This is a genomic window from Salinibacterium sp. G-O1, from assembly GCF_030063305.1.
Lineage (GTDB): Bacteria > Actinomycetota > Actinomycetes > Actinomycetales > Microbacteriaceae > Rhodoglobus.
The window spans coordinates 188,779-214,688 of record NZ_JASISV010000003.1 but is presented as its reverse complement, the minus strand read 5'-3'; the positions used below and the strand labels follow the sequence as shown (position 1 = coordinate 214,688).

General features: G+C 65.0%; 31 protein-coding genes and 1 tRNA gene. 16 read left to right on the top strand and 16 right to left on the bottom strand.

The features are described from left to right. Nucleotides 1–14: 14 nt before the first annotated feature. From QMG83_RS12660 to QMG83_RS12650, 3 genes are all read right to left on the bottom strand, one after another. Complete coding sequence (locus QMG83_RS12660; protein WP_283505767.1) at nt 15–839, bottom strand: CHAP domain-containing protein; 825 nt, start codon at nt 837–839, stop codon at nt 15–17. Nucleotides 840–938: 99 nt separating this feature from the next. Further along, nucleotides 939–1,436, bottom strand: a complete 498-nt coding sequence (locus QMG83_RS12655; protein ID WP_283505766.1) for an HNH endonuclease — start codon at nt 1,434–1,436, stop codon at nt 939–941. Nucleotides 1,437–1,735: 299 nt separating this feature from the next. Continuing rightward, nucleotides 1,736–2,428, bottom strand: a complete 693-nt coding sequence (locus QMG83_RS12650) for an iron-dependent transcriptional repressor DtxR (protein WP_283505765.1) — start codon at nt 2,426–2,428, stop codon at nt 1,736–1,738. 40 nt (nt 2,429–2,468) lie between these two features. Between QMG83_RS12650 and serC the strand changes: the two genes are divergently transcribed. Beyond that, the gene (gene serC / locus QMG83_RS12645; protein ID WP_283505764.1) at nt 2,469–3,578 is read left to right on the top strand and encodes a phosphoserine transaminase; all 1,110 of its coding nucleotides are present in this window, start codon (nt 2,469–2,471) and stop codon (nt 3,576–3,578) included. Nucleotides 3,579–3,695: 117 nt separating this feature from the next. On the opposite strand, the gene QMG83_RS12640 is transcribed toward serC, so the two are convergent. After that, complete coding sequence (locus tag QMG83_RS12640) at nt 3,696–4,298, bottom strand: DUF3027 domain-containing protein (RefSeq protein ID WP_283505763.1); 603 nt, start codon at nt 4,296–4,298, stop codon at nt 3,696–3,698. Beyond that, nucleotides 4,291–4,674: a cold-shock protein gene (locus QMG83_RS12635; protein ID WP_283505762.1), complete on the bottom strand. Its 384-nt coding sequence runs from the start codon at nt 4,672–4,674 to the stop codon at nt 4,291–4,293. The genes QMG83_RS12640 and QMG83_RS12635 overlap by 8 nt, the downstream gene beginning before the upstream one ends. 65 nt (nt 4,675–4,739) lie before the next feature. On the opposite strand from QMG83_RS12635, the gene QMG83_RS12630 reads away from it, so the two are divergent. The 6 genes from QMG83_RS12630 (at nt 4,740) to QMG83_RS12605 (ending at nt 11,470) form a co-directional block, all read left to right on the top strand. Then, nucleotides 4,740–5,006: a multidrug ABC transporter ATPase gene (locus tag QMG83_RS12630; RefSeq protein WP_283505761.1), complete on the top strand. Its 267-nt coding sequence runs from the start codon at nt 4,740–4,742 to the stop codon at nt 5,004–5,006. Beyond that, the gene (locus tag QMG83_RS12625) at nt 4,993–6,843 is read left to right on the top strand and encodes a helicase-associated domain-containing protein (RefSeq protein WP_283505760.1); all 1,851 of its coding nucleotides are present in this window, start codon (nt 4,993–4,995) and stop codon (nt 6,841–6,843) included. Before QMG83_RS12630 ends, QMG83_RS12625 begins: the two co-directional genes overlap by 14 nt. 45 nt (nt 6,844–6,888) lie before the next feature. Next, nucleotides 6,889–8,541 carry a DNA repair helicase XPB gene (locus QMG83_RS12620; RefSeq protein WP_283505759.1) on the top strand — a complete coding sequence of 551 codons (1,653 nt, stop codon included), beginning with the start codon at nt 6,889–6,891 and terminating at the stop codon, nt 8,539–8,541. A gap of 189 nt (nt 8,542–8,730) precedes the next feature. Further along, nucleotides 8,731–9,423 carry a response regulator transcription factor gene (locus QMG83_RS12615; RefSeq protein ID WP_283505758.1) on the top strand — a complete coding sequence of 231 codons (693 nt, stop codon included), beginning with the start codon at nt 8,731–8,733 and terminating at the stop codon, nt 9,421–9,423. Nucleotides 9,424–9,435: 12 nt separating this feature from the next. Further along, nucleotides 9,436–11,145: a sensor histidine kinase gene (locus tag QMG83_RS12610; RefSeq protein ID WP_283505757.1), complete on the top strand. Its 1,710-nt coding sequence runs from the start codon at nt 9,436–9,438 to the stop codon at nt 11,143–11,145. Nucleotides 11,146–11,179: 34 nt separating this feature from the next. Continuing rightward, complete coding sequence (locus QMG83_RS12605) at nt 11,180–11,470, top strand: WXG100 family type VII secretion target (protein WP_283505756.1); 291 nt, start codon at nt 11,180–11,182, stop codon at nt 11,468–11,470. A gap of 66 nt (nt 11,471–11,536) precedes the next feature. Here QMG83_RS12605 and groL read toward each other — a convergent pair whose 3' ends face one another. From groL to QMG83_RS12580, 5 genes are all read right to left on the bottom strand, one after another. Further along, on the bottom strand, nt 11,537–13,165 hold the full coding sequence (gene groL / locus QMG83_RS12600) for a chaperonin GroEL (protein ID WP_283505755.1): 1,629 nt from the start codon (nt 13,163–13,165) through the stop codon (nt 11,537–11,539). A gap of 190 nt (nt 13,166–13,355) precedes the next feature. Beyond that, complete coding sequence (locus QMG83_RS12595) at nt 13,356–13,559, bottom strand: cold-shock protein (RefSeq protein ID WP_283505754.1); 204 nt, start codon at nt 13,557–13,559, stop codon at nt 13,356–13,358. Between the two features lie 159 nt (nt 13,560–13,718). Then, on the bottom strand, nt 13,719–14,300 hold the full coding sequence (locus tag QMG83_RS12590; protein ID WP_283505753.1) for a LytR C-terminal domain-containing protein: 582 nt from the start codon (nt 14,298–14,300) through the stop codon (nt 13,719–13,721). 3 nt (nt 14,301–14,303) lie between these two features. Next, the gene (locus tag QMG83_RS12585) at nt 14,304–14,630 is read right to left on the bottom strand and encodes a DUF3263 domain-containing protein (protein ID WP_283505752.1); all 327 of its coding nucleotides are present in this window, start codon (nt 14,628–14,630) and stop codon (nt 14,304–14,306) included. Between the two features lie 83 nt (nt 14,631–14,713). Beyond that, on the bottom strand, nt 14,714–15,175 hold the full coding sequence (locus QMG83_RS12580; protein WP_283505751.1) for a GNAT family N-acetyltransferase: 462 nt from the start codon (nt 15,173–15,175) through the stop codon (nt 14,714–14,716). A gap of 52 nt (nt 15,176–15,227) precedes the next feature. On the opposite strand from QMG83_RS12580, the gene msrB reads away from it, so the two are divergent. Both msrB and QMG83_RS12570 read left to right on the top strand, forming a co-directional pair. Next, entirely contained in the window at nt 15,228–15,623 is a 396-nt protein-coding gene (msrB, locus tag QMG83_RS12575; protein ID WP_283505750.1) for a peptide-methionine (R)-S-oxide reductase MsrB, read from the top strand. Continuing rightward, nucleotides 15,624–16,142 (top strand): nitroreductase family protein, encoded by a 519-nt coding sequence (locus QMG83_RS12570; RefSeq protein ID WP_283505749.1) that lies wholly within the window; start codon nt 15,624–15,626, stop codon nt 16,140–16,142. Here the strand turns inward: QMG83_RS12570 and QMG83_RS12565 are convergent. Continuing rightward, nucleotides 16,111–17,094, bottom strand: a complete 984-nt coding sequence (locus QMG83_RS12565) for a DMT family transporter (RefSeq protein WP_283505748.1) — start codon at nt 17,092–17,094, stop codon at nt 16,111–16,113. The genes QMG83_RS12570 and QMG83_RS12565 overlap by 32 nt on opposite strands. 51 nt (nt 17,095–17,145) lie before the next feature. On the opposite strand from QMG83_RS12565, the gene QMG83_RS12560 reads away from it, so the two are divergent. Next, nucleotides 17,146–17,219: transfer RNA gene (locus QMG83_RS12560), tRNA-Thr, on the top strand. Nucleotides 17,220–17,413: 194 nt separating this feature from the next. Beyond that, nucleotides 17,414–18,529 carry a succinyldiaminopimelate transaminase gene (gene dapC / locus QMG83_RS12555; RefSeq protein ID WP_283505747.1) on the top strand — a complete coding sequence of 372 codons (1,116 nt, stop codon included), beginning with the start codon at nt 17,414–17,416 and terminating at the stop codon, nt 18,527–18,529. Nucleotides 18,530–18,548: 19 nt separating this feature from the next. Here dapC and QMG83_RS12550 read toward each other — a convergent pair whose 3' ends face one another. Then, a complete protein-coding gene (locus QMG83_RS12550) occupies nt 18,549–19,589 on the bottom strand; it encodes a zinc-binding dehydrogenase (RefSeq protein ID WP_283505746.1) in 1,041 nt (346 codons plus the stop codon). Nucleotides 19,590–19,862: 273 nt separating this feature from the next. Between QMG83_RS12550 and QMG83_RS12545 the strand changes: the two genes are divergently transcribed. Further along, the gene (locus QMG83_RS12545; protein WP_283505745.1) at nt 19,863–19,964 is read left to right on the top strand and encodes a DsrE/DsrF/DrsH-like family protein; all 102 of its coding nucleotides are present in this window, start codon (nt 19,863–19,865) and stop codon (nt 19,962–19,964) included. Here QMG83_RS12545 and QMG83_RS12540 read toward each other — a convergent pair. Beyond that, the gene (locus tag QMG83_RS12540; protein WP_283505744.1) at nt 19,961–20,422 is read right to left on the bottom strand and encodes a nitroreductase/quinone reductase family protein; all 462 of its coding nucleotides are present in this window, start codon (nt 20,420–20,422) and stop codon (nt 19,961–19,963) included. The two genes, QMG83_RS12545 and QMG83_RS12540, sit on opposite strands and share 4 nt — an antisense overlap. 44 nt (nt 20,423–20,466) lie before the next feature. On the opposite strand from QMG83_RS12540, the gene QMG83_RS12535 reads away from it, so the two are divergent. Further along, complete coding sequence (locus tag QMG83_RS12535) at nt 20,467–21,393, top strand: NAD(P)-dependent oxidoreductase (RefSeq protein ID WP_283505743.1); 927 nt, start codon at nt 20,467–20,469, stop codon at nt 21,391–21,393. Nucleotides 21,394–21,441: 48 nt separating this feature from the next. Here QMG83_RS12535 and QMG83_RS12530 read toward each other — a convergent pair whose 3' ends face one another. Together QMG83_RS12530 and QMG83_RS15470 are read right to left on the bottom strand one after the other, a co-directional pair. Then, nucleotides 21,442–21,804, bottom strand: coding sequence for a rhodanese-like domain-containing protein (locus QMG83_RS12530; RefSeq protein WP_283505742.1), 363 nt, complete (start codon nt 21,802–21,804; stop codon nt 21,442–21,444). Nucleotides 21,805–21,806: 2 nt separating this feature from the next. Then, entirely contained in the window at nt 21,807–21,965 is a 159-nt protein-coding gene (locus tag QMG83_RS15470; protein WP_502949035.1) for a DUF8730 family Cys-rich protein, read from the bottom strand. A 138-nt stretch (nt 21,966–22,103) separates the two neighbouring features. Here QMG83_RS15470 and QMG83_RS12525 point away from each other — a divergent pair, with 138 nt between their 5' ends. Beyond that, entirely contained in the window at nt 22,104–22,745 is a 642-nt protein-coding gene (locus QMG83_RS12525) for a class I SAM-dependent methyltransferase (RefSeq protein ID WP_283505741.1), read from the top strand. Here the strand turns inward: QMG83_RS12525 and QMG83_RS12520 are convergent, their stop codons facing one another. After that, nucleotides 22,746–24,602 carry a heavy metal translocating P-type ATPase gene (locus QMG83_RS12520; RefSeq protein WP_283505740.1) on the bottom strand — a complete coding sequence of 619 codons (1,857 nt, stop codon included), beginning with the start codon at nt 24,600–24,602 and terminating at the stop codon, nt 22,746–22,748. Nucleotides 24,603–24,709: 107 nt separating this feature from the next. On the opposite strand from QMG83_RS12520, the gene QMG83_RS12515 reads away from it, so the two are divergent. Further along, nucleotides 24,710–25,546: a universal stress protein gene (locus tag QMG83_RS12515; protein WP_283505739.1), complete on the top strand. Its 837-nt coding sequence runs from the start codon at nt 24,710–24,712 to the stop codon at nt 25,544–25,546. Between the two features lie 60 nt (nt 25,547–25,606). Then, nucleotides 25,607–25,909: a DUF7882 family protein gene (locus tag QMG83_RS12510; protein ID WP_283505738.1), complete on the top strand. Its 303-nt coding sequence runs from the start codon at nt 25,607–25,609 to the stop codon at nt 25,907–25,909. The last annotated feature ends 1 nt before the right edge of the window (nt 25,910 follow it).

The window sequence follows — 25,910 nt, the reverse complement described above, 5'->3', positions numbered from 1 at the left end:
ACAGATAGCGGGGGTCAACCAGGGGGGTAGAGATAGGTCGCACTGCCCGCAGAGATGACGCGCTGGCCGTACTGGTGGTAGTTGCCGAAGTTGTATTCCTCGATCAGAACTGTACCGTCGCCGCGTACCTCTTTGACGTAGGCGACATGCATGTATTCGGTTACGGCCACAGCGCCAGCGACCGGAGTGCCGCTCACGGGCCACCCGTGGCTGTTCCAGGCGCTGATCCACTGGTTGGCGCTTCCGCCGCCCGGGGTGAGGTTCGACCAGTCCCACTTCCACGGGGCGCCAGTCGAGCCGGCGTCGCGGTTCAGGCGCCACGCGACGAAGTCGGTGCACTCGCCCATGTAGTAACGAAGCGCTGACAGCCCCGTGCCCATGCCATTGAAGGGGTAGTCGTCGCCGGCTGCGCGAACACCCGGGTCGTTGTAGACGTAGCTCGAGACGAGCGCTGCGGCTGACGCCTGCTGCGCGGCCAGGGTCTCGGCGGCGAGCTTCTCGGCCGCCAGCTCTTCTGGGGTGGTCGCGGTGAAGCCGTCCCGAGCAGACACGACGGTGTCTGCACCAACGGATGCCGCTACAACGGACTGCGCGGGAAGGCTGCTCACATCGGTGGTCGTGGCCGAATCGACGGGATTGACTGCGTACGCGGGGAGCCCGATAACGGCGAACATGCCACCGACGGCCAGCATCGTGAACAGCACTGCCAGCGGGTTCTTCCTGCCTGCGCGGGCGGCCTCGGCCTTGCGAGCGGCGGAGCGGGAACCACGAGAAACTGACGAGCCTGAGGCCGAAGGTTCTGGGTTGACCGAAAGATCCAGTTCACTGGATTTCGTCAATTTTACCAAAGTTTCGTATACCTTCCGGGGGTCAGGACGTGAACGAGATTACCCGACCCATGGCACGCTGTCCACTCTTTGTCACAAATTGGTAACAAACTATGCGGCCGGGGCGAGGTACTCCTCCCAGTCCGGAAGCGCCCTTTCGACGCCCCGAATCAGCCATCCGGTTGTGTGTGGCGGTCGGGGTGTCATCCTCAGATTCCACCCCATCTCGGCCGGCGTGCGGTCGCCTTTGATGTTGTTGCAGCGGAGGCAGCAAGCCATCAGGTTCTCCCAGCTGTCTTTGCCGCCGCGCGACCTGGGCATCACGTGATCGATCGTGGTGGCCGAGCCACCGCAGTACCCGCAGCGGTTGTTGTCGCGCCGCAGCACGCCGCGCCGCGAGACGGGCATGTGCCGACCGCTGGGGATGCGCACGTAGTTGCGCAGGATGATGACCGACGGGCGATCCCATGCCCCAGCGGCGGCCCAGACGGGATGCCCGACATCGGCGGCAATGATCGTTGCCTTTTGGTTCATCACAAGCACCAGGGCTCGTTTGAACGACACGATGGCGAGCGGCTCGTAGCCGGCATTCAGGACAAGGGTTCGCATAGTCATCCTCTCGAAAGTGCCTGCACGGCTTGCAGGCAATCACGCTCCAGGAATCCCGTTGTGGAGAGGGCAGAAAACACAAAAGGCACTGTCGTAAGACAGTGCCTAGGCGTTACGGACGCGAACTATCTCGCATCGCTTGCTGCTGCGTCGTATGTAAAGGTGCGCACGCGCGTCCACGGTTTGGATGCTGTGCACTCTCGACATTCGACTCTCCGGTTCACTCGTGAACTCCAAGAGCTTCAGAGTACCGCGGAATTCGCGGACGACCGTCGCGCCACAGTGGTGCGGCGTGCGAGCTATTTCGCGACGAAAATGTGCACGGCCACCTCGCTGGGCAGCTCCAGCCCGTCGCCGAACCCGTCGACCTGCACCGAGACGTACGATCCGGCGGCAGAGATGGATGCCACGGCTCCCGGCATCACGCCGGCTGCCTGCAGCTGCTGCAGCAGTTCCGGCTCGAACTGCACGGGTTCGCCGAGGCGACGGATGACCGCGCTGATGGGCGTCGTGCTTGCGCCGACGGCATCCACGAGGTTGATGACCCCATCCATGAAGGCGGGCGCCGCTGGGTCGCCGAGCTCTTCCAGCCCCGGGATCGGATTGCCATACGGGCTTTCGGTCGGGTGGTCGAGCATCTCGAGCAGGCGACGCTCGACCTGCTCGCTCATGACGTGCTCCCACCGGCAGGCCTCGTCGTGAACGAAGGCCCAGTCGAGTCCGATGACGTCGGCGAGCAGTCGCTCGGCCAGGCGGTGCTTGCGCATGACGTGCACGGCGCGACGGCGGCCCTCGATGGTGAGTTCGAGGTGACGGTCGCCCTCAACAACGACGAGGCCGTCGCGTTCCATGCGGCCGATCGTCTGCGAGACGGTGGGACCGGAGTGGCCGAGACGCTCGGAGATTCGCGCCCGAAGTGGCACGATGTGCTCTTCTTCGAGATCAAGGATGGTACGCAGGTACATCTCGGTTGTGTCCACGAGATCTGTCATGTTCTCAGCCTAACCGGATGCCGACAATACAATTGGACGCATGGCCAGCCTGACTATCCCCTCCGACATCCTGCCCGCCGACGGTCGCTTCGGTTGCGGTCCATCCAAGGTGCGGCGGGAGCAGCTCGACTACCTCGCTGGTGCCGGCGCCGCCATCATGGGCACCTCGCACCGCCAGGCTCCCGTCAAAGACCTCGTCGGTCGCGTGCGCAGCGGTCTGGGCGAGCTGTTCCGCATCCCGGACGGCTACGAGGTCGTCATGGGCAACGGTGGCTCCACAGCATTCTGGGATGCAGCGGCCTTCTCACTCATCGAGAAGCGCAGCCAGAACCTGACGTTCGGCGAGTTCGGCTCGAAGTTCGCCGCGGCTGCGGCCGCCCCGTTCCTCGAGGCGCCGATGGTCATCAACGCTCCGGCAGGCTCTCGGGCCGAGTTCGAGATCGCCGACGGAGTCGACGTCTACGCCTGGCCGCAGAACGAGACATCCACCGGGGTGATGGCGCCCGTGACCCGGGTGGCAGCGCCCGGTGCACTCACCGTCATCGACGCCACCTCCGCAGCGGGTGGCATCGACTTCGACGCCAGCCAGGCCGACGTCTACTACTTCGCACCGCAGAAGAACTTCGCCTCGGATGGCGGGCTGTGGTTCGCTCTCTTCTCCCCCGCCGCCATCGAACGGGTCGAGCAGATCGCGGCCTCGGGTCGCTACATCCCGGAGTTCCTGTCGATCAAGAACGCCATCGACAACTCGCGACTCAACCAGACGCTGAACACCCCGGCGCTGTCGACGTTGCTGCTGCTCGAAAACCAGGTCGACTGGATCAACGGCAACGGCGGGCTGGCCTGGGCCTCCGCGCGCACCCTCGAGTCGTCGGGCGCGCTCTACGACTGGGCAGACTCGGCTTCATACGCGACCCCGTTCGTCACCGAGGTGTCGCACCGCTCGCAGGTTGTCGCCACCATCGACTTCGACGACGCAGTGGATGCCGCGGCCATCGCCAAGACCCTGCGGGCCAACGGAATCGTCGACACCGAGCCGTACCGCAAGCTCGGACGCAACCAGTTGCGCGTCGCAACGTTCGTGGCCATCGACCCCGCCGACGTGCGCCAGCTGATCGCTTCGATCGAATACGTGGTCGAGAACTCCTAGCCCGCTCGACTCCCGGTCAACGGAACGGGGCGCCCGGCTACCTCTGGCATCTCAGCACATTTGTGTGAGTCCTTTACGAATGTGCTGAGCTACCAGAACGTTGTGGAGGCAGGGCCGCTAGTAGGACTTTTCCTGCTCGTCGTCGTCTGAATCGTCGTCTGCGTCAGAGTCGTCGTCGGAGTCAACGTCGTCTGAGCCAGCGTCGTCGAGCGAGTCGATGTCGACACCGTCGAGGTCGCCGCCGTGAAGGACGTCGTTGTTCAGGTCGTCGTCATCGTCGTCGTCCGACTCGTCGTCGTCGTCGTCGGAATCCTCGTCATCGGACTCGTCGTCGTCATCCTCGGAGTCGTTATCGTCGTCGTCATCCGAATCGTCGTCGGAGTCGTCGTCCGACTCGTCATCGGACTCATCACCGTCTGCGGCGGCCTGGGCCGCCTTGTACTCGGCGAGGCGGTCAGACCACGGCACCCAGTCCGGTGAGAGCAGCGCGCCCTCACTGGGCATCAGCTCGGCCTCGAGAACCGACGGCTCAAGACCCTCAACGTGGGCGATGGAGACAATCCACTTCCAGTCCGGATATCCGGGCATGGCCGAGTCGAAGCGCACGGAAACGACTCCGTCGCCCTCATCAACCTCGTCGAAGTACGCCCCGACGTTCTCGGCTGGCGTGATTTCGAGCAGAGCGGTGCGAGCGAGGCTTTCGAAAGCCGACTCAGGCATCCAGTTCGTCCGCGACCTTGCGCAGCATCGCTGCGATCTTGGTGCTGTGCGACTTGTCGGGGTAGCGGCCACGCTTGAGGTTGGTGCCGATGCCATCCATCAACTTGACGAGATCTTCAATGATGATCGCCATGTCGTCTGCTGGCTTGCGGTTCAACTTCGCCAGTGACGGCGGAGACTCGAGCACGCGAACGGAAAGCGCCTGCGCACCCTTCTTGCCGTCGGCGATACCGAATTCGAGCTTTGTGCCTGCCTTGATACCCGTGGTGCCTGCGGGCAGGGCGGACGCGTGAAGGAAGACTTCCTGGCCGTCATCAGAGCTGATGAAGCCGAAGCCTTTCTCGTCGTCGTAGAACTTAACCTTGCCGGTGGGCATCGTGATACTCCTTATTGCTGGTGCATCAAGCCTAGAGGACTCGCGGCGACCCGTATCCTTGATCCGTGGCACAAGATACTCCCATTAGCGACAACCGCGGCGAACGCATCCTCGCCTTCATGATCGCATCCGCCGTCGGGCTGTCGATCATCGCCTTCCTCACGATCATCATCGGCACAGCAACCGGGGTCACAAACTTCGGTGAAGGTCTCTGGCCGGTGGCCATCGTGCTGCCATCAATCGGGCTGCCCATCGGGCTGATCCTGATGATCGTCCTGATCGTCAAGAGCGGCCTTCGTCGGGGTCGTGAAACGCGGGATGCCGGCAACTGACGAGTCAACGCTCGCGCTGGCAGCCCAGCTGCGAGCGCTCAGCGACCACGAGCTGAGTGCGCTGCTCACCGCTCGTGACGTGCGCGGATCGTCAATCAAAGACTTCTTCGACCTGGCAGACGCCCTGCTCGATCCCGACTCGATCCAGAACGCACTCGGGCGACTCGACCGGACGGCGCTGATCACAATCGGTGCGCTCGGCACATCGACGGTGCCGCTATCCGCTCAGGATGCCGCTGCGCTCGTCTCCGAATGGGGCGCAGAGCCCGCCGCGGTCGCCCAGCACCTCGCCGCCGCCACCGAGATCGCGATCGTCACTCATGCCGACGGGCACTACGCCGTACCCCCCTCGGTCTCGCGACAGCTCGAGCAGTGGCCGACCCTCGGACTGCCCGGTCTCGACGAACTCGCCTCAACGCCACCACCCGCCGCCCTCGTGCCGGTGAGCCAGACGGAGGTGCGCGTCACCGACGCCGGCTCCGCCGAGCATGCCTTCGCCACGTCGACCTCCATCGCAGAACTGATCTCGGAGCTGCAGCATGAGTCTGCGCGGGAACTCGCGCGCGGGGGCGTGGCGCTTCCGGACAGCAAACGGCTCGCGGCATCCATGAGCGTTGACATCGAGCGCGTGCCCGAGTTGCTCGAGATCGCGTCACGCGCCGGGCTGGTTGCCCTCGATTCTGGCCGCTGGATGCCGACCTCGGCGAGCGCAAGCTGGCTGTCCGGCACCTCGGGTGAACGCTGGGCCCGCCTCGCGGCCGCCTGGCTGCAGAGGCTGCCGCGCGACATTCGCGAGATTCTCGGCCATCGCGCGCACGCCGTCTGGGGCGAACAACTGCAGAATTACGTCGACTGGCTGTTCCCGGCCGGCGGCGAACGGATGCACGAACGCGTGCTGGTCTACACGCGCGACGCGCAGCTGCTGGGCATCACCTCCGAGCACGTTCCCAGCACCCCCGGCACGGCGCTGATCACCGAGGGGCCGGTGCAGGCCGCCGCCGCGATGGTCGCGCTGTTCCCCGCCGAGGTCACGCAGGTCTACCTGCAGCACGACCTATCCATCGTTTCCCCCGGCCCGCTCGCCCCACGAATCGACGCACGGCTGCGCACCATCGCAGACGTAGAGGGTCGCGCCCTGGCCTCCAGCTACCGGGTGTCAACGGCCAGCATCTACCGTGCAATGGCGGGGGGCGAGACGGTGTCGACGATCAGGCGGTTCCTGTCGGAGATCTCGCTCACGGGCATCCCGCAGCCGCTCGAATACCTCCTCGCTGAGGCCGGATCCCGCTACGGTCTCGTGCGGGTCGCGGCCGTCGACGGCGGGCGGGCATCCGTTCGGTCGACTGATGACGCGATGCTGCGAACTCTTCTCGTCGACCACGGCATTTCTGCCCTCGGGCTCACGCGTGCGGGCGATGGGCTCATCAGCAGGTTCAACCAGGACATCGTGTTCTGGACGCTCAGCGAGGCCAGATACCCGGTCACCGCCGAGAACAGCGACGGTGAGGTGATCGTGTTGAAGCGGCCCACCGCAAGCCGCTCGAACACGAGCGAAAGCGTCGACACCACCGCCAGCCTCATCGAGCGGCTTCGGCTCGGCAGCTCATCAGACCCCGATGTCACCGGCGCCGCCTGGCTGACCCGGCAGTTGGATGTCGCCATCAAGGGCAAGGTGACCATCACCGTGACCGTGCAGCTGGGCGACGGCTCGACCGCCAACTACCAACTCGAACCGGCCAGTGTGGCCGGCGGCAGGCTGAGGGCACTCGATCGCAAGGCCGACATCGAGCGCACGCTTCCGCTCGCCAGAATCCTCTCGGTCAGCCCTGCCAAATAGCGGGGACTGGCAGCCGCTCCCAGTTAGTCGAACTAAGCTAACGGGGTGAATCCGGCTCCGAACGGTCCCCTTATCGTGCAGTCCGACCGCACGGTGCTGCTGGAGGTGGCGCACCCGGACGCCGAGGATGCCCGCCACGATCTTGCCGTCTTCGCCGAACTCGAGCGTGCGCCGGAGCACATCCACACCTACCGCATCACCCGGCTCGGGCTGTGGAATGCGCGAGCCGCTGGCCACGATGCCGTCGACATGATCGCAACCCTCGAGAAGTATTCGAAGTTCTCGATACCGCAGTCGGTCACGGTCGACATCACCGAGACGGTCGGTAGGTACGGCCGCCTGGTGATCGAACGCGCCGACGATGGCGCCCTCACCCTCACCGCGACGGATGCCGCCGTGCTTTCCGAGATCACGCGCGCGCGCAAGGTCGCGGGGTTGCTGTTCGAGAAGCGCGGCCCGCACACCTACGTCGTGCAGGCGTGGGCTCGCGGTCAGCTCAAGCAGGAACTTCTGAAGCTCGGCTGGCCCGCCGAAGACCTCGCCGGCTACACGCCGGGAACCCCGCACGAGATCGACCTGACCGACGACGGCGGCTGGCACCTGCGCCCATACCAGCACCAGGCGATCGACAACTTCTACGCGCACGGCTCCGGTGTCGTGGTTCTGCCCTGCGGTGCCGGCAAGACCCTCGTCGGACTGGGGGCGATGGCCGCCGGAAAGACGACCACGCTCATCCTCGTCACCAACACGGTCTCCGCCCGGCAGTGGCGGGCAGAGCTGCTCAAGCGCACCACCCTGACCGAGGATGACATCGGCGAGTACTCCGGCCAGGTCAAGCAGGTGCGCCCGGTGACCATCGCGACTTACCAGATCCTGACTGCGCGCCGGAAGGGCGAGTACGCCCACCTCGCGCTGCTCGACGCCCTCGACTGGGGGCTCGTGATCTATGACGAGGTTCACCTCCTGCCAGCACCCGTCTTCAAGCTGACAGCCGACCTGCAGGCGCGCCGCCGACTCGGACTCACCGCAACGCTGGTGCGCGAGGATGGTCGCGAAGGTGATGTCTTCAGCCTCATCGGCCCCAAACGGTTCGACGCACCCTGGAAGGAGATCGAGGCTCAGGGCTTCATCTCCCCCGCCTCCTGCTACGAGGTGCGCATCGACCTGCCCGAGGGCGATCGGCTCGAGTACGCGGCATCCGCCGACGACGAGCGGTACCGGCTGGCAGCGACGGCGCCCGCGAAACTCGGGGTCGTTCGTGAGCTCGTCAAGAAACATGCCGGTGAGCGCATATTGGTGATCGGGCAATACCTCGACCAGATCGACCAGCTTGCCGATGCTCTGGATGCGCCCCAACTGACGGGCTCGACACCGATAGACGAGCGGGAACGGCTGTATCAGGCGTTCCGCGAAGGCAGCCTCACGGTGCTCGTGGTGTCCAAGGTCGCGAACTTCTCGGTAGACCTACCGGAGGCGACGGTTGCCATCCAGGTGAGCGGGTCGTTCGGCTCCCGTCAGGAGGAGGCGCAGCGGCTCGGTCGTCTCCTGCGCCCGAAGGAGAGCGGGCTGCCCGCGAACTTCTACACGCTCGTCGCACGCGACACCGTCGACCAGGATTTCGCGCAGAACCGCCAGCGGTTCCTCGCGGAGCAGGGCTACAGCTACACGATCCTCGACGCCCACGACCTGGCGGGATAGCCTGCCGCGCGTCACCACGGTCGACCGCGCCCGTTCGGCTCGGGCGCGGCTGTGCGCCCGCGCGCGCTCGCGCCGAGGGGCAGCGCTCGGCGCTGAGCGGGCCCTGTCGCCCGCAGCGCTCGGCGCGCCCCGAGCCGGAGGTCACCCGACTCCCAGTTATCTCACAGGTGACATGCAGATACTTGCTCCATGGCTGACGGACCGAAGATTCTGATTGTCGACGACGAACCCAACATTCGCGACCTCCTCACCACGAGCCTGCGCTTCGCAGGATTCGCTGTGCGAGCGGTCGGAAATGGTGCACAGGCGATCTCTGCCGTGCTCGAGGAAGAACCCGACCTCATCATCCTCGACGTGATGCTGCCCGATATGAACGGTTTCGGCGTGACCAAGCGCCTCCGGGCATCCGGCTACACCGCGCCCATCCTGTTCCTCACAGCGAAGGATGACACGGAAGACAAGATCACCGGCCTCACCGTCGGTGGCGATGACTACGTGACGAAGCCGTTCAGCCTTGACGAGATCGTCGCCCGCATCAAGGCGATCCTGCGTCGCACGATGCAGGACGACGAGGAAGCGGTCATCCGCGCCGGCGAGCTGACGATGGACCAGGACACCCACGAGGTGACCATCGGTTCCGAGCAAATCGAGCTGAGCCCCACGGAGTTCAAGCTGCTGCGCTACCTCATGCTCAACCCCAACCGCGTGCTGTCGAAGGCGCAAATTCTCGACCACGTCTGGGAGTACGACTTCAACGGAGACGCCGGCATCGTAGAGAGCTACATCTCCTACCTCCGCCGCAAGCTCGACCAGTTCTCTGACGAGCCCGTCATCCAGACCAAGCGTGGCTTCGGATACATGCTTAAGGCAGCAAGGGTTTAACCTAGTTACCTGATGCACGCTCTCACCGAGTGGTGGAACCGGATCTCGCTCCGCACCAAAATCACTGGCGTGACGGTTCTGCTACTCACAATGGGCCTCCTGGTCGCCGGCGTCGGCACGATGACGGTGCTGCGCAACTACCTCCTCGAGGAAGTCGACAAGAAGATCGACTCCGCCGTCGAGGCGCTGCCCGACCGCACCATCAGCTTCACGGGCACCGACGACGACCTGCACTGCACTGTGCTTACCCTGCCGACCGACTTCTTCCTGGCGATCGTGCAGAGCGACGGTGAGCTGCTGTGCAGCAACGCCTCCAACAACGCCAAGCAGCCCGTCGTGACCTCCCTCGCCAGCCCGTTCATGGATGAGCATGAGGGCACCGTCAAGCTCACCCTGCCGAGCTCCTCGCTGGGCGGCCAGTGGCGGGTCGTCGCCAACCCGGTCACGGCCAACGGCACGGCCGGCTCGTACACTGCCGTCATCGGCCTCGACCTTGGCGCATCGAACGCGACCATCTCCCGGCTGGCCGCGATCTTCCTGTTCTTCGGGCTGACCGTCGTGATCTTCGGCGGCGCGCTGACACGACTGCTGGTGACATCCACCTTCACTCCGTTGAGGGAAGTCGAGGCTACGGCCGCGCGCTTCGCCGAGGGCGACTTCAACCAGCGCATCGCGGGCGCGACCCCCAACACCGAGGTCGGGCGGCTCAACCGCTCGCTCAACTCCATGCTGGGCACGATCGACAGTGCGTTCGCCGACCGGGCGCGCACCATCGACCAGATGCGCCGGTTTGTGGGCGACGCCAGCCACGAACTGCGCACACCGCTCGTCTCGGTACGGGGCTACGCAGAGCTGTACAGGATGGGCGCCCTGACGACGTCCGAGGATGTCGCCCAAGCCATGGAGCGCATCGAAAAAGAGGCGATCCGCATGGGCGAGCTGGTCGAGGATCTGCTCGAACTGGCCAGGCTCGACGAAGCGAAACCTCTGCAGCTCACCGAGGTCGACCTGGTGCCGCTGGCGCGCGACGCCGCGCTCGACGCGATGGCCTCGGCGCCCGATCGTGTCGTTACCGTCGTGGGGATCGACATCGCCGCGGAACCCGACCTCGATCTGGATGACATCGACCCGCCGACGCGCGAGCTCATCCTCCCCGACACCGAGTCGTCGACGTCGTCGCGCAGCGTGCCCAGTCTGGCCACCGGCCCCATCGCGTTCGCCGGAGCCACCCTCGCCCGGCTGGTCGCTCGCCGCTCCCGTGCCCGCGAAGACCTCGGCGGGGTTGCGCCAGCGACCGAGCCTCCGAATGTGGCCCTTCGCGCCGTCGTGCTTGCCGAGGAGAACAAGATCCGCCAAGTGGTCGCCAACCTCATCGGCAACGCTATGCGGTTCACCCCGGAGGGCAGCCCGCTCGAGATCGGAGTGGGCGTTGATTCAGCCCGCCGACGTGCGATGATCTCGGTCATCGACCACGGCGAAGGTGTCCCTCCCCAGATTCGCGGCCGGATCTTCGAGCGCTTCTACCGTGCAGACAGTTCGCGGCAGCGCGCCACCGGCGGAAGCGGACTCGGGCTGGCGATCGTCGCGGCCATCGTCGAGGCGCACGGCGGAGATGTCGACATTGTCGAGACCTCCGGCGGTGGGGCGACCTTCCGGATCAGCCTTCCCCTCCTCCCCAGCGCAGTGGATGCCCCGGCCCTCCCCGTCGCGCCGCAGGAGTAACACCCGCTCCCCTGCCCCGGATAACGTCTCGCCCATGACCCGTTATCAAGTAGACAGTGAAGCCGTCATCAGCGCCACAGGCGCTGTGCGGTCATCCATCACCCGCATCCAGTCCGAAGTGGCGGGCCTTCACGGCCAGCTGACCAACCTGCAATCCTCGTGGACCGGCCAGGCCGCCTCGGCGTTCACCGGTGTCGTCTCCGAGTGGAAGACCACGCAGCAGCGGGTCGAAGAGAACCTCGCCGCGATCAACCAGGCCCTCACCCAGGCTGGCCAGCAGTACGCAGAGATCGAGGCAGCCAACGCCCGGCTGTTCAGCCGCTAGGGCGCAGGAACAGCGAAACGGCCGGCCTCCCGAAGGAGACCGGCCGTTTGTGCGTGTTACGTGGACTTAGAAGTCCATGCCACCCGACGGGTCGCCCATCGGTGCAGCGTGCTTCTCAGGCTTGTCAGCAACAACAGCTTCGGTTGTGAGGAACAGACCGGCGATCGACGAAGCGTTCAGCAGTGCTGAGCGGGTCACCTTCACCGGGTCGTTGATTCCCGCAGCGAGCATGTCGACGTACTCACCGGTCGCGGCGTTGAGGCCCTGGCCAACCGGAAGGTGGCGGACCTTGTCTGCCACAACACCGGGCTCGAGGCCCGCGTTGAGTGCGATCTGCTTGAGCGGAGCGTCGATGGCTACGCGCACGATGTTCGCGCCCGTTGCCTCGTCGCCGACAAGGTTCTTGACTGCCTCAGACTCGAAGGCGATCTTGCCAGCCTGGATGAGTGCAACTCCACCACCGGCGACGATGCCCTCTTCGACAGCTGCCTTGGCGTTGCGCACTGCATCCTCGATGCGGTGCTTGCGCTCCTTGAGCTCAACCTCGGTTGCGGCTCCGGCCTTGATGACGGCGACGCCACCAGCGAGCTTCGCGAGACGCTCCTGGAGCTTCTCACGGTCGTAGTCGCTGTCGGTGTTCTCGATCTCGGCGCGGATCTGCTTGACGCGGCCAGCGATGGCCTCCTCGTCGCCCGAACCCTCGATGATGGTCGTCTCATCCTTGGTGATGATGACCTTGCGTGCGCGGCCGAGCAGGTCGAGCGTCGCGTTCTCGAGCTTGAGGCCGACCTCTTCCGAGATGACCTGTCCGCCCGTGAGGATGGCGATGTCGGCGAGCTGCGCCTTGCGGCGGTCTCCGAAGCCGGGAGCCTTGACGGCAACCGACTTGAAGATGCCACGGATCTTGTTGACAACCAGAGTCGCGAGAGCCTCGCCGTCAACGTCTTCCGCGATGATGAGCAGCTGCTTGCCGCTCTGGATCACCTTGTCGACGATGGGCAGCAGGTCCTTGATGTTGGAGACCTTGCTGTTGACGATCAGGATGTAGGGGTCTTCGAAGACCGCTTCCTGGCGCTCGGGGTCGGTGACGAAGTATGCCGACAGGTAACCCTTATCGAAGCGCATTCCCTCGGTGAGCTCGAGCTCGGTGCCGAACGTGTTCGACTCCTCAACGGTGACAACACCTTCCTTGCCGACCTTGTCGATCGCCTCGGCGATCAGTGCGCCGATCTCGGGGTCACCAGCGGAGATGGATGCGGTGGCCGCGATCTCTTCCTTGGTTTCGATCTCCTTGGCGCTGGCGATGAGTGCCTCGATGACGGCTGCAGTAGCCTTCTCGATTCCGCGCTTCAGGCTGATCGGGTCTGCTCCGGCTGCGACGTTGCGCAGTCCTTCGCGAACGAGCGCCTGTGCGAGAACGACCGAGGTGGTCGTTCCGTCGCCTGCGACGTCATCGGTCTTCTTTGCGACCTCTTTGACGAGCTCAGCACCGATCTTCTCGTATGGGTCGTCAAGCTCGATCTCCTTGGCGATCGACACACCATCGTTCGTGATGGTGGGCGCGCCCCACTTCTTCTCGAGTACGACGTTGCGACCGCGTGGGCCGAGGGTGACCTTGACTGCGTCGGCCAGGATGTTCAGGCCGCGCTCGAGGCCGCGACGGGCCTCTTCGTTGAAAGCAATGATCTTTGCCATGTGTGTTTCTCGTCCCTCCCGGACGTCGTACCAGCGAGTTCGTTAGCACTCGAAACATGCGAGTGCCAGAGGCTAAATTAGCACTCGACGGGGTCGAGTGCAAGACAGCCAGAATGCCCCGGATGCATCGTTAACGCACGCGACGTCGCCCACCGAGGTGGGCGACGTCCGTCGCGGTCCAGTCGCGCGGCTAAGCGGGCCGAACGGCGTCTGCCTGTGGGCCCTTGGCGCCGGTGCCGACCTCGAAGATGACGCGCTGGCCCTCCTCGAGAACCTTGTATCCGCCCATGTCGATGGATGAGTAGTGCACAAACACATCCTGACCGCCCTCATCGATGGTGATGAAGCCGTAGCCCTTCTCGGCGTTGAACCATTTGACGACTCCGTGTGCCATGACTTTCTCCCTGCTATGAACTGGCTGAGGCCGGAAAGGTGGCCGCATTTTCAGATCGTAACGGGGCAGATCAGCCTCACCGGGGGTTGGCAACAGCACTGCCGCACAGATTAAACACAGCCGAAACACTGGCCGCAGATACGCGGTTTTTGACCCCGTTTAGCCAGCGGGCGTTGCGCCCGGGTAGTCGGAGCCGATGACGATGTTCAGTGGGTTACCGGGGAAGGTTTCTGCCGACACCAGCTGGATCTCGCCTGCGCCGAGAGCGATGACCAGCCCACGCGCGACATCCTCATTCGCTGGATCGCTGTAGTAGACGGTCGTCTTCCCGACATCGCTGGTCGACGCGCGTGCGCGGGCATCGATCGTCCAGCCCGCGGCGGCGAGCGCATCCCCGACCGTGTTCTGAAGCTCGGCCGTCGTGGTGCCGTTGTAGATCGAGATGGTGATGTTGCGGGCAGGGTCGATGGTGGCCGGATCGAGTACAGGCTCAGCGGTCGCCGTCGGTGTCTGCGGGACGATCGGGGCCGGGGTGGACTCGGCCGACAAAAACGGTATATCGATGTCGATGCCCGTGAACGCCTTAAGTCCGGCGATGCCGCCCACCACCAGCAGCAGTGTGGCCAGCGCAGCCCAGGCGAACGCGATCCAGCCGCGTCCGCGCTGGGCGGGGCTGCGGTGTGCGCCGACGCGCTGAAGGTCTTCGGGGAGCTGATCGAACCGGTCTTTGGGATACGCCATAGGTCAGTAGGTCGTTTCTTCGTCGTGGTGCGCAGCGGCGCCAGTGTCTGGACTTGAGAATGCCCGTGCTGCTCGCGAGGATGTTCGCGCGTCGCGAGCTCGCTGCAACCTTCCCACCAGCATGGGATCGTGTCGCACGGCTGCGGGCAGATCGATCACTGCATTCAGAACCTGATAGTAACGGGCGGTGGACAGTGAAAACTGTGAACGAATCGCCTCTTCCTTCGCCCCAGCGTGCCGCCACCACTCGCGCTCGAAATCGAGGATCGAGGCATCCCGTGCAGACAGGCCGGAGGCCGAATCGTTAGCTGGCTGCTGCTGCGAGCTCATTCCTCACCTCCAAGTCGCTGTCATCTTAGGCCGCGATCACCACTCGGCCGGGAGGTGACTCGCTCGTCGGCAACCTCGCGCGGCTAGTTCGTGCCAGCCCGATACATCGAGATGTGCATGATGGTGGCTTCCTCGTACGGCTCGCCGAAGGCCACGAACCCGAACTTCGCGTAGAGGGGTGCCACGTACTGCTGGGCGTGCAGCATTGTGGGCGTCCCGGCGAAGTCTTTGAGTACCTGATCCATGAGCTTCTGGGCGAGGCCCTCACCGCGACGGTCCGTGCGCACGACCACCCGCCCGATGATGTGGCGCGCATCCAGGTGTTCTGGCTGCTCGTTGACCAGCACCCGCAGGTATGCCGCTGTGCCGGACGAGTCGGCAATCCAGTAGTGGCGGGTGCCCGGCTCCTGGTCACGGTTGTCGAGTTCTTCCTCGTCGACCTTCTGCTCGACGAAGAACACATCCGTTCTCAATTTCAGAACGTCGTAGAGTTCGCTAGTTGTGAGTTCGCTCCATGAGCGTGAGACTACGGAACATTCAGACACGGTCCCGAGTTTAATACAGGGAGTACCGCATCCCCGTATGAAGGAGAGACTAATGACGTACAAGGTTGAGAAGACCGAGCAGCAGTGGCGCGATGAGCTCGGCGACCGTTACTCGATCCTGCGTGAGGCTGCCACCGAGCGCCCATGGTCCGGGGCGTTGCTCGATGAGAAGCGCGACGGCACATACACCTGCGGGGCGTGCAATGCCGAGCTGTTCAAAAGTGGCGCGAAATTCGATTCCGGATCGGGCTGGCCGAGCTTCTTCGAGTCGGTCGACCCTGACGCGGTGGAACTGAAGCGCGACAAGTCGCTCGGCATGATCCGCACCGAGGTCGTCTGCGGCACCTGCGGATCCCACCTCGGGCACCTGTTCGACGACGCGTACCAGACCCCCACCGGTGACCGGTACTGCATGAACTCGCTCTCGCTCGGCTTCAAGGAAGACTGATTGTCTGCCCTTCACGCCGTACTGCGCCGGCAGTCGTACCCCCAGGTCACTGCCGACGCCCCCACCCACGAACAACTGGTGCCCTTCGTCGAGGCCGCAGCCACGATCGCCGATCACGGCTCGCTGAAACCCTGGCGGTTGATCGAGTTGCGCGGTGATGACCGGGTAGCGCTCGGCAAGGCCTTCGCCAAGGAGGGCGGCTCGGCAGACAAACCCCTGCGTGCGTCGCTTCTGATCGCCGTGGTGGCGATACACCGGTCGAAGAGCAAGCCGAAGTGGGAGCAAGAAGCCGTGGCATCCGGTGTCGCCTACATGATGAGCCTGCTGCTGGATGAGGCGGGCTGGGGCGTTTTCTGGCGCTCCGGAGATCTGACGCGCAACAAGCGGGTCGCGAAGATGCACAAGCTCGCGAAGAACGAGAAGCTCATGGGCTGGCTTTATGTGGGCGGCAAACCGGCGAAGTCGAAGTCGCCGAAGCGATCGAAGATCACGGTTTCCGAGTACCTTTCGGCCCCCTGAGCACGTGTGACGGCACCATGGCGACGGCGAGCGCGACGAGGGTGATGGCGGTGCCCACGACGGTCGTCCAGGCGAGTGGATGCCCGGCGGCCGGTGTCACGATGTCGAGAAGCAGCGCCACAATGAGTTGCCCCGAGATCGTTCCGAGCGCCAGCAGCAGCACACCGATGCGCGGCGCCAGGATCGCGCCGAGTCCGATGAAACCAGCGCCGATCACGCCGCCGAGGTAAAGCACTGGGTTGGTTGGATACAGGGCGGGGAGCCCGGCGTACATGGAGTGAACGGCCGTCACCCCCACCAACAGGGTGAGTCCGACGACGAAGTTCAGCACGGTCGCCGTCACGGGTGAACCCGAGATGACCCGCACCTCGCCGTTGGCGGCCTGCTGCCACGGGATGGCGAGGCCGGCAAGGAAGGGAAGCACCACAAGCCACAGGGGCACGGTTCCGAGAAACTGGGTCGACACCACCAGCACCACCGCGACGAGCATCATGGCGGAGCCTGCGATGCGGGCCGTGGTGATGGCGCGCGGGGGCGTTGACCCGATGCCGCGCCGGTCGACGGCGAGCCCGCTGAGGGTCTGCCCGAACACCACCGCGACGGTGAACACTGCAATGCCGAGCAGCCCGGCCGACAGCCCCTGCGACAGCACGAAGAGTGCGCCTGACGCGCCACCCATGACCATCCACCACGGCATCCGCCCAGCCCGCAGGTCGTCGTGGATGATGCGGATACCTCTGCGCCCCGGCTTGGAGATCGCCAGGATCAGCAGCATCAGGATCATCCCGGTCCCGAAGGAGATCACGGAGGCGACATAGCCGTCACCGAGCTCCGCACCCAGCTGGCCGTTGATGCGCGCCTGCACCGCGATGCCCGCGCCACAGAGCAGGGCGCCCAGCACCCCGGGCACCAGAACCCTGGGTTCCGGATGCTTCAGCTCAAGTATCGACACGGGACAACGCTAGTCGTACCGGGAGTCCCCTATTATGGACGAGGTTGATTTGCCCCCTTAGCTCAGTTGGCCAGAGCACCGCTCTTGTAAAGCGGGGGTCGTCGGTTCGAATCCGACAGGGGGCCCAGTAAAGATGTCGAAGGCCGTCGGTGATAGATCCATCGCGGTGCAACCGTCGGGCCTGTCAACGCCCATGGGTTTCATAGGAAGCGCTGGTTTCATGGGTAAACATGGATGCCTTCTTCAATTACACCGGAGCCCGATCGCCCCATTCCCGGGCCGTATCGATTCTCTCGATTCATCGCTCCGGAGTTGTCGCGTGACCGCCGCCGCGTCGTCTCCGACTCCTCTGCGCCCTTCAGCGAAGGATGTGCTGGCAGAGCTTCGTCGTCGCGCAATCGCCCATCCGGGCGGGTTCGCAGACCTCGCCACCGCCTCCCCCGTTGACCCGACGCCGCAAGTCTTCGTCGATGCGCTGGCAGCAGCGGGCGGCGCGCCGGGTTATCCCTTGACCATCGGGGTCGTCGAGTTGCGCGACGCGATGGTGCACTGGTTCGATCGCGTACGCGGCGTCACCCTCAATCGAGCGGGTGTGCTACCCACGATCGGGTCTAAAGAGTTGTTGGGCTTGCTGCCGTTCTTGCTCGGTCTGGGTCCTGGCGACGTCGTGGTTCGCCCGTCGCTGGCCTATCCGGCCTATGAAGCGGGGGCGGTTGCCGTGGGTGCCAGCGTCGTGGCTGAGGACGATCCAGCTGAGTGGCCTGAAGCGACCAAACTCATTTGGCTGAACTCCCCGCGCAACCCCGACGGCCAGACCCTGACCATTGAAGAGTTGCGTCGTGCTGTCGCCCGAGCTCGTGAGCTCGGTGCTGTGATAGTCGGCGACGAGTGTTACGCCGTGTTGAATGAGGTCAACGGGGAGCGGATACCTTCCATCCTGGATCCGAGAGTGGTTGGCGACGACATGAGCCAGATCCTCGCCAGCTATTCGGTCAGCAAGCAGTCGAACATGGCTGGATACCGGGCCGGCATGGTAGCCGGGGACGAGCAGCTGATCGGAAAAATCGCATCGCAGCGCCGCAACCTAGGTCTCATGGTCCCTGCGCCCGTGCAGCAGGTGCTCAGCGCAGTCCTGTCCGATGACGGGCATGTGGCCGAGCAGCGCGCCCTCTATACCTCCCGACTCGAGCGTCTCCGATCGGCCGTCGAGGCTGCCGGATTCCAGATTCACGGGTCGGAAAGCGGCCTGTACCTCTGGGCCACGCTGGGCGAAAGTGGAGTCGATACTGCCATGGAACTGGCCGACATCGGCGTCCTCGTCTCACCGGGCGAGTTTTACGGCCCGAGCGGCGCGGAATTCGTGCGGTTTGCCGTGACGGTTCGGGATGAGTACCTCGACCGGGCGATCAGCGCCCTACGGTCTTGGGCCCGCTGACCAGAGAACAGCTCAGGTCTTAGAAGGCGATCATCACCTTGAGGCTTTCGCGGGTGTCCATGGCGGTGTATCCCAGCGCTACCTCGTCGATGCCCACGACGCGATCGAAGACGCGACCCGGAACGATCGAGCCGTCAAGCACGTCTTTGAGCGCGGATTCGATGTAGGCGCGCACGGGGGCAGGTCCACCCGTGAGCGTTATGTTGCGGCTGAAGAGCGAACCCCAGCCGATCGGAGCCTCGGAATACTGTGGAACGCCGACCCGCGAGATGGTGCCGCCCGCGCGGACGGACCCCAGTGCTTGCTGGTACGCCGGAAAGTGACCGACCGCCTCGATGACGACGTGACTACCCTCGCCACGGGTGAGTTCGCGCACCCTGGCGACTCCCTCTTCTCCGCGCTCGGACACGATCTCGTCCGCCCCGAACTCGACACCGATATCAGTGCGCGACTGGTGCCGACCCATGAGGATGACCCGCTCGGCCCCCAGCTTTTTTGACGCCAGCACGGCCGACAGCCCTACGGCGCCGTCGCCAATCACCGTCACAGTCTTGCCCGCACCGACCCGCCCCATATGCGCGGCGTGGTAACCAGTGAGATAGACATCGGACAGGGCGAGGAGCGACGGAAGCAGCTCACTTTTCTCGTCGACGCCCGGCACTGTCACCAGGCTGCCGTCTGCCTGCGGCACCCGCGCATACTCTGCCTGGAAGCCGCCGACGTCGGGCTTATTGTAAAAGCCGCCGTGGAGGCAGGATGTGTGGAACCCTTCTCGGCAAAAGATGCAGGTATTGTCCTGGTACGTAAACGTGGCGACGACCAAATCTCCCCGTTTTACAGTGGATACCTCAGAGCCGACTTCCTCGACTATCCCGAGCATCTCGTGGCCCATCGGAGCACCGATCGGCCCCGGCTTACGCGTGTGATACGGGTGCAGGTCCGACCCGCAGACACACGCACGAACCACCCGGACAATGGCGTCTGTCTTGTGTTGGATCACCGGGTCCGCTACCGACTCCACTCGGACGTCGCCCGCGCCGTAGAGAAATGCTGCCTTCATAGGGTTTCCTCACGAAATAAACCTGCGGCTGAGGTCGCTCTCCACTTGGATCCGTGAATGCGCGACCAGACCATGACACAACCTTACGGGCCAGGTCATCGATGTCCGGCGTCTCGGTGAACCTCGACTGCACCGGGCTCGTCCGCCCGGCCCGATCATGAAGCTCGCCACCGAGAGGAAGGGCCTCAATGTCGGCGACGAGATTGTGGTGCACGCCTCAGACCCGGTTTCGCCAGCGACGCCCCCGGCCTGGGTGCGGCGCAACTGCCACGAATGGGGATCGCCGAATCCGATCTCATCGACGGGGTCGAACTCGGCGGTGTTGCCACATTCCTCGGCGAGGCTGCGGAGTCGACCACCACGCTGTTTATCTAGCGTCGCGGGCTGAGCACCACCACGGCGGTCTCGGTTGAGCGCAGCTCGGCAAACTCATCGAGGTCCTTGTTCAGCTCGCGCCACCGTTCCCAGAGACGCGCGCGCTCGTCACCTTCCGCTGCAGCCGCTCTCACGATCCGTCGATCGTTCGCCAACACGACCGTCGCCTCAGGGTGCGCAAGCAGGTTGAGCCACCAGGCCGGTTCACCCTCGCCCCATCCATTCATCGCCATGGTGACGAGGTTCGGGCCGTCTTCGAAATAGCCCAGGATGACGCTGCGCAGCTTGCCGGTGCGACGACCGATCGTCGTGACGCGCATCGCTCCCCACTTGTCGGGCTGCGCCAGCCATAACCCGCGGCGACCGCCGGTGATCCGGTAGATGGCGCGATGGATCCGCCAGGCGACGCGAATGAACCATCTCGGCGGGAGTTTTGGGGTCTTGTCAGACTTATTCATGAGCGTGCTCCTTCGCGGTACCGGTTCAGTAAACTTCGGAGGCGATGAAAGTGCTGATCCCCAACACCATAGAACTTAAGCTTCCCGATGAATACACCCTCGTGGAGTACGCGGCAGACGAGCCCATCGCCGACGGGCACATCGACGCCGAGGTTCTCGTTGTCTGGGCGAACAGCGCGGCGAACCTTCAGGACGCCGCCAAACGCCTCACCTCGCTGCGCCTCGTGCAGACTCTCGCGGCCGGCCCGGATGCAGTGCTGAATGCCGGCTTCGGTGCGGTTCCCGTTGCGTCTGGACGCTCGCTGCACGACGCCCCTGTCGCGGAGCACGCGCTCGCACTGACCCTCGCCCTGGTGCGTCGACTCGACACCCTCGGCGACGCGCAGCGCGAGTCACGGTGGGACGACGGCTTCCTCACCGCCCAGCGCACCCCCGAGACCGACCACCTGTACACGCTGTCGGGTGCGGAGGTGCTGATTTGGGGCTTCGGTTCGATCGCTGCAACCCTCGCGCCGATGCTCGAACTGCTCGGCGCACGGGTGACCGGGGTCGCGTCGACCGCCGGCACACGCCACGGCTATCCCGTTGTCTCGACAGAGCAGCTGCCCGCCCAGCTGGCAACCACCGACGTGCTCATCTCGCTCCTGCCCGCGAGCCCGCAGACCAGGAACGCCTTCGACGCGTCACTCATTTCGGCGATGAAGCCCACCGCCCTGTTCGTGAACGTGGGCCGCGGCGCGACTGTCAATGAAACTGACCTGATGGATGCCCTGCGCTCAGGTCGCCTGCGGGCCGCCGCCATTGACGTGATGCAAGAGGAGCCGCTGCCGTCGTCGTCACCGCTGTGGACGACGCCCAACCTGATCATCACCCCTCATGCCGCAGGCAACCGCCCTCGTGGGGCGAGCACGCTCGTCGCGACCAACCTTCGCAACCTGACCGCGGGTGCGCCTCTGGAGAACCTGGTCTAGCGGTTTGGCGGTGCCCTTAGCCGTCCGTGGGCGGCGGCAGCGCTGCAACTACCCGGTGGTGACGACCGCGAGTCCCGTCGATGACGACGCACTCGACATGCCGCCGGCATCCACGAGGTCGGTGAAACCGAGGTTGGCCATGCGCGAGACGGCGGAGGCCGAGCGATTGCCCGAGGCGCAGTAGACGACGTAGCGCCCGTCCTGCGGCAGCTCGGACACTCGAGTGTCGAAGTCGGCCGCGCGCACGTCGATGTTGACCGCACCATCGAGATGACCCGCGGAGTATTCATCGCTCGTACGCACATCCACGACGACCGTGTCCGGCGTCATCTCGATCGACGCCGGCGCGCATCCGGCCAGACCGACGAGAACGGCGGCGGCGAGGGCGATCCTGGCGATGACTCTCTTCATCGCTAGCGGTTGGACAGCGTGGACGACGTCGCGTCCGAGCGAGAGTCGTGACCCTCGCACTGCTCGCTGCGCGGAACGTTCTGCATCACCTGGTCGACATGCTCACCACAGCCTGCCCACGTCGTCTTCCCACAAACCTCACACGTCAGCGCACTGCACATTGGCTTCCCTCTCCACTCTCAATCGAACAACCATATACCCCGGGGGGTATTCACCATCATAGGACATAATGCTGTCAATGACCTCTGAGCACCGCAGCACGGCCCGGATGCCACATCCGGCCGGAAAGGCAGCAGACCATGGTTAAGAGTGAATGGCGCGAATCCTTCTTCCGCCGCGGGTTCGTCAAACTGTCACCGATCATGGATGCGCGTGGTGGCGATGCCCATCGCGCGCACCTTCTGGGCGCGGTGTCCGGCACCGTGGTCGAGGTTGGGGCGGGCACCGGCACGTCGTTCCGCCACTACGGCGCGGCGGTGGATTCCGTTGTGGCCGTCGAGCCTGATGCCGAGCTGCGGGCCATCGCCGAGACCGCTGCGCGCTCGGCCGACGCAACCATCACGGTCACCGACGGCACCGCCGAAACGCTGCCGGTCGCATCCGGCAGTTGCGATTGGGTCGTGTGCAGCCTCGTGCTCTGCACTGTCCCCGATCAACGCGCAGCTTTCGCGGAGTTCGCTCGGGTGCTGAGGCCGGGCGGCCGCCTTGCGTTCTACGAGCACGTGCGCTCGAATCATCCGGTCATTGCGACGATGCAGGATGCGCTCACGCCCGCATGGTCCGCCCTGGCCGGTGGATGCCACCCCAACCGCGACACTCTGGCCGCGATCACGTCGGCCGGGTTCGAGATCGAGTCCGTTGACCGGTTCGGTTTCTCTCCGCACCCGGCCGCGCCGGCATTTGCACACATCTCGGGCACCGCACGCCTGGGATCCGCGTGATCAACGGTCGTCTCGCCGCCGAAGCGCTCGCAGCGCGTTGAAGATCGTCGCAAGGTCGACGACCTCCTGAATCCCCGCCCCCAGTGTCGCGGGGATGTAGCCGAGGGCGGCAATCACCATGAGACCCAGGCTGAGGCCGATACCGAGCCAGATGCTCTGCAGCGCGATCCGCACGGTGTCCTGACCGATCTCGACGGCCCGCTCGACCCGGGAGATGTCGTCGACCAGAATGACGGCTGACGCCGCCTCGCTCGCGGCCGACGCCCCGCGAGCACCCATCGCGATTCCCACCTCGGCCGAGGCGAGCACCGGTGAGTCGTTGACGCCGTCGCCGACCATGATGACGGGGCGCTGCTGGATGACCTTCACAGCGTTGACCTTGTCGATGGGGAGGCAGTTCGCCTGCACCTCGGTGATGCCGGTGACGTCCGCGACGTGATCTGCCGTCGCCTGCGCATCACCGGTCAGCATAAGGATGCGAGCCACCCCGCGGCTCCGAAGCCCTTCGATCGTGGTGACCGCGTTGGTGCGCACGGCATCCGTGGCAATGATGCTTCCGGCAAACTGCCCGTCGAGCGCAACGTAGATCGCCAGCTCGCCACCGGACAGCGGCGACTCGACCGCATCGGACGCCATACTCCGGATGAACGCCAGAGTGCCGACCGCCACAACCCGGTCATTCACCGTCGCGACAACACCACGCGCGGCGACCTCGCTGGACTCGGTGACGAGGTGGAGGGTGAGACCCCGCTCGCGGGCGGCCGTGACGATCGAGGCCGCTAGCACGTGGGAGGAGAACTGTTCGGCGGAGGCGACCAGCACGAGCAGGGCCTGCTCGTCGAGGGGCGGCAGCGCGTCTATCCGCGCGATGGTGGGCACCCCGTGCGTCAGCGTGCCCGTCTTGTCGAATACCGCGGTGCGCGCTCGGGCGAGTTGCTCAAGCACTCCCCCGCCCTTCACGATGATGCCCTCGTGGGCGGCTCGGCTCATCCCGCCCATGAAGGCGACCGGGGCCGCCAGCAGCAGGGGGCAGGGGGTGGCGAGCACTAGAACCTCGGCGAATCGCACCGGATCTCCGGAGAGCGCCCAGGCCGCCCCCGCGAGCAGCAGCGACACCACGGTGAAGGGGATCGCGTATCGGTCGGCGAGACGCACCACGGGCGCGCGATTGGTGGATGCCTGTTTCACGAGCGCGACGATCGCCTGATACTGGCTGTTCTCGGCGAGCGCTGAGGCGACGATGGTTGCCGCGGTGTTGCCGTTGACACTCCCACTCAACACCGTGTCGCCCTCGCGCCGGTTGCGCGGAAGACTCTCGCCGGTCAACGATGACTCATCGAACGACGCCGTGGTCGAGGTGAGAGTTCCGTCGACGGGCACAACCTCGCCTGACCGCACCAGCAGCACATCACCGATCGCCACATCCGTGGCACTGATGTCGTCCACGAGCGACGACCCGGTCACCACCCGATGTGCCGTCTGCGGTTCCCGGCGCAACAGGGCGCTCAGCTCCCGCTGAGCGCGTCCCTGCGCGAAATCTTCGAGGGCCTTCCCGCCCGACACCATCAGCACGATGATCATGCTGGCGATCACTTCGCCGACGGCGACGGTCGCCAAAATCGCGATGATGGCGAGGATGTCGATTCCCACCCGTTTCTGGCGGAGTTCCCGGATCATCCGCACGGCTTCGATGCCCGCTATCACCAGGGCGAAGATGCCGAAACCCCACCGCGCCACGACCTCGAAGCCTGCGAGCCACACGGCACCGCCCAGCAGCCCCCAGACGACGGTCAGGATGACGATGGGATAGCGCATCATGAGCGCCACGAGGGCTACGCGCGCGCCGGGGGTCGACATCGCTCAAGGCAACCACGGTTGAGGCTGCGCGAACAGGGTCGATGGTCCCACTGGGCGGAGGACTTTCGGCCCTGTGGCATCAGGGCGGGCCGGAGGACAGTGGTGTCATGAGCAATCAACCGTCAGTCGTGGTCGGTGTGAGCGGACCGACCCTCAACGACCCAGCCATCGAATGGGCTCTCTCGTACGCGCAGAGCCTGAACGCCGAGGTCGAACTCGTTCACATCGTGGACATGAGTTGGCGATCCACCCCCGCGACGTTCGCCGAGGCGGCGCTGCTCGCCGCCGAGCGCGAGCTGCGCGACATCGCGACCCAGCGCGCCGCCCGTACGGGTCTGCCGGTGCACGCGACGGTGCTGGTCGGGCATCCCACCAGACTGCTCGTGGAGCACGCTGCCAGTGCAGCCATGCTCGTACTCGGAACGCGCCGGAAGGAAAACCTCGGACAGTTGCTGTTCAACACCCGGGCGACGCGGGTGGCCAGCAAGGCTGGCGTGTCGACCGTGGTGGTTCCCAACACGGTCGTGCCGGGAAAGGGAATCGTGGTGGGCGTTGACGGATCGGAGTTGTCGGCGGCCCCGCTGGCCTTCGCGGCTCGGGAAGCCGACCGCACCGGCGAGCCGCTGAGGGTCATCTATTCCTGGTACGCACCCCGCCCGTGGACCGACGGCCAATTTGACGGGTGGCCGGCCGAGCCCGAAGACGAAGCGCGCCGCATCCTCGCCGAGGCGACCGCGGGGCTGGCGCAGACCTATCCTGACCTGAAGGTGCAAGCGGAAGTCGCGTTCGGGCGGGCGGCCAGCACGCTCTTCTCCGCATCCGAGGGCGCCACGATGCTCGTGGTCGGCAGTCACGGACGGCAGGGGTTCGAGAAAGCCTGGCTGGGATCGACGAGCGAAGAGCTCATCCTCGCGATGCCCACCACGGTTGCTATCATCCGATAGCGGTGCGGGTACGCTTGCACCAATCGTCTCCTCAAACCCCGAAGAGCGGAATCGAGTCTCGTGGGAACCCTGTACTACGCCGATGGCAGCCGAGTCGCTGTAACCATCAGCGACCGCGAGCTCGCTCACCTGAAGTACGTCATGGTGACCAAGCTTCGCCGCGGTGAACCATTCACGTTCTCTTGGGACATTCCGGAGACAGAGGGCGGCGGTCGATCGAGTGTGTGGGTCTCCCGAGAGATCCCCCTGCAATTCGTGTTCAATGACACTGCCCCGCAGGACATGAACCGGGCGTGGCTCGACGAGCTCTCACAGCTGGCATCGACAGTTTCCGGGCTCGCCCTGACGCCAGAACCCGCGTAGC

Bases quoted from the DNA above. Each gene is read 5' to 3' on its own strand.
- QMG83_RS12655 (WP_283505766.1), bottom strand. From the start codon at position 1,436: ATGCGAACCCTTGTCCTGAATGCCGGCTACGAGCCGCTCGCCATCGTG.
- QMG83_RS12650 (WP_283505765.1), bottom strand. From the start codon at position 2,428: ATGACAGATCTCGTGGACACAACCGAGATGTACCTGCGTACCATCCTT.
- serC (WP_283505764.1), top strand. From the start codon at position 2,469: ATGGCCAGCCTGACTATCCCCTCCGACATCCTGCCCGCCGACGGTCGC.
- QMG83_RS12640 (WP_283505763.1), bottom strand. From the start codon at position 4,298: ATGCCTGAGTCGGCTTTCGAAAGCCTCGCTCGCACCGCTCTGCTCGAA.
- QMG83_RS12635 (WP_283505762.1), bottom strand. From the start codon at position 4,674: ATGCCCACCGGCAAGGTTAAGTTCTACGACGACGAGAAAGGCTTCGGC.
- QMG83_RS12625 (WP_283505760.1), top strand. From the start codon at position 4,993: ATGCCGGCAACTGACGAGTCAACGCTCGCGCTGGCAGCCCAGCTGCGA.
- QMG83_RS12615 (WP_283505758.1), top strand. From the start codon at position 8,731: ATGGCTGACGGACCGAAGATTCTGATTGTCGACGACGAACCCAACATT.
- QMG83_RS12610 (WP_283505757.1), top strand. From the start codon at position 9,436: ATGCACGCTCTCACCGAGTGGTGGAACCGGATCTCGCTCCGCACCAAA.
- QMG83_RS12605 (WP_283505756.1), top strand. From the start codon at position 11,180: ATGACCCGTTATCAAGTAGACAGTGAAGCCGTCATCAGCGCCACAGGC.
- groL (WP_283505755.1), bottom strand. From the start codon at position 13,165: ATGGCAAAGATCATTGCTTTCAACGAAGAGGCCCGTCGCGGCCTCGAG.
- QMG83_RS12595 (WP_283505754.1), bottom strand. From the start codon at position 13,559: ATGGCACACGGAGTCGTCAAATGGTTCAACGCCGAGAAGGGCTACGGC.
- QMG83_RS12590 (WP_283505753.1), bottom strand. From the start codon at position 14,300: ATGGCGTATCCCAAAGACCGGTTCGATCAGCTCCCCGAAGACCTTCAG.
- QMG83_RS12585 (WP_283505752.1), bottom strand. From the start codon at position 14,630: ATGAGCTCGCAGCAGCAGCCAGCTAACGATTCGGCCTCCGGCCTGTCT.
- msrB (WP_283505750.1), top strand. From the start codon at position 15,228: ATGACGTACAAGGTTGAGAAGACCGAGCAGCAGTGGCGCGATGAGCTC.
- QMG83_RS12550 (WP_283505746.1), bottom strand. From the start codon at position 19,589: ATGAAGGCAGCATTTCTCTACGGCGCGGGCGACGTCCGAGTGGAGTCG.
- QMG83_RS12545 (WP_283505745.1), top strand. From the start codon at position 19,863: ATGGGGATCGCCGAATCCGATCTCATCGACGGGGTCGAACTCGGCGGT.
- QMG83_RS12540 (WP_283505744.1), bottom strand. From the start codon at position 20,422: ATGAATAAGTCTGACAAGACCCCAAAACTCCCGCCGAGATGGTTCATT.
- QMG83_RS12535 (WP_283505743.1), top strand. From the start codon at position 20,467: ATGAAAGTGCTGATCCCCAACACCATAGAACTTAAGCTTCCCGATGAA.
- QMG83_RS12530 (WP_283505742.1), bottom strand. From the start codon at position 21,804: ATGAAGAGAGTCATCGCCAGGATCGCCCTCGCCGCCGCCGTTCTCGTC.
- QMG83_RS15470 (WP_502949035.1), bottom strand. From the start codon at position 21,965: ATGTGCAGTGCGCTGACGTGTGAGGTTTGTGGGAAGACGACGTGGGCA.
- QMG83_RS12525 (WP_283505741.1), top strand. From the start codon at position 22,104: ATGGTTAAGAGTGAATGGCGCGAATCCTTCTTCCGCCGCGGGTTCGTC.
- QMG83_RS12520 (WP_283505740.1), bottom strand. From the start codon at position 24,602: ATGTCGACCCCCGGCGCGCGCGTAGCCCTCGTGGCGCTCATGATGCGC.
- QMG83_RS12515 (WP_283505739.1), top strand. From the start codon at position 24,710: ATGAGCAATCAACCGTCAGTCGTGGTCGGTGTGAGCGGACCGACCCTC.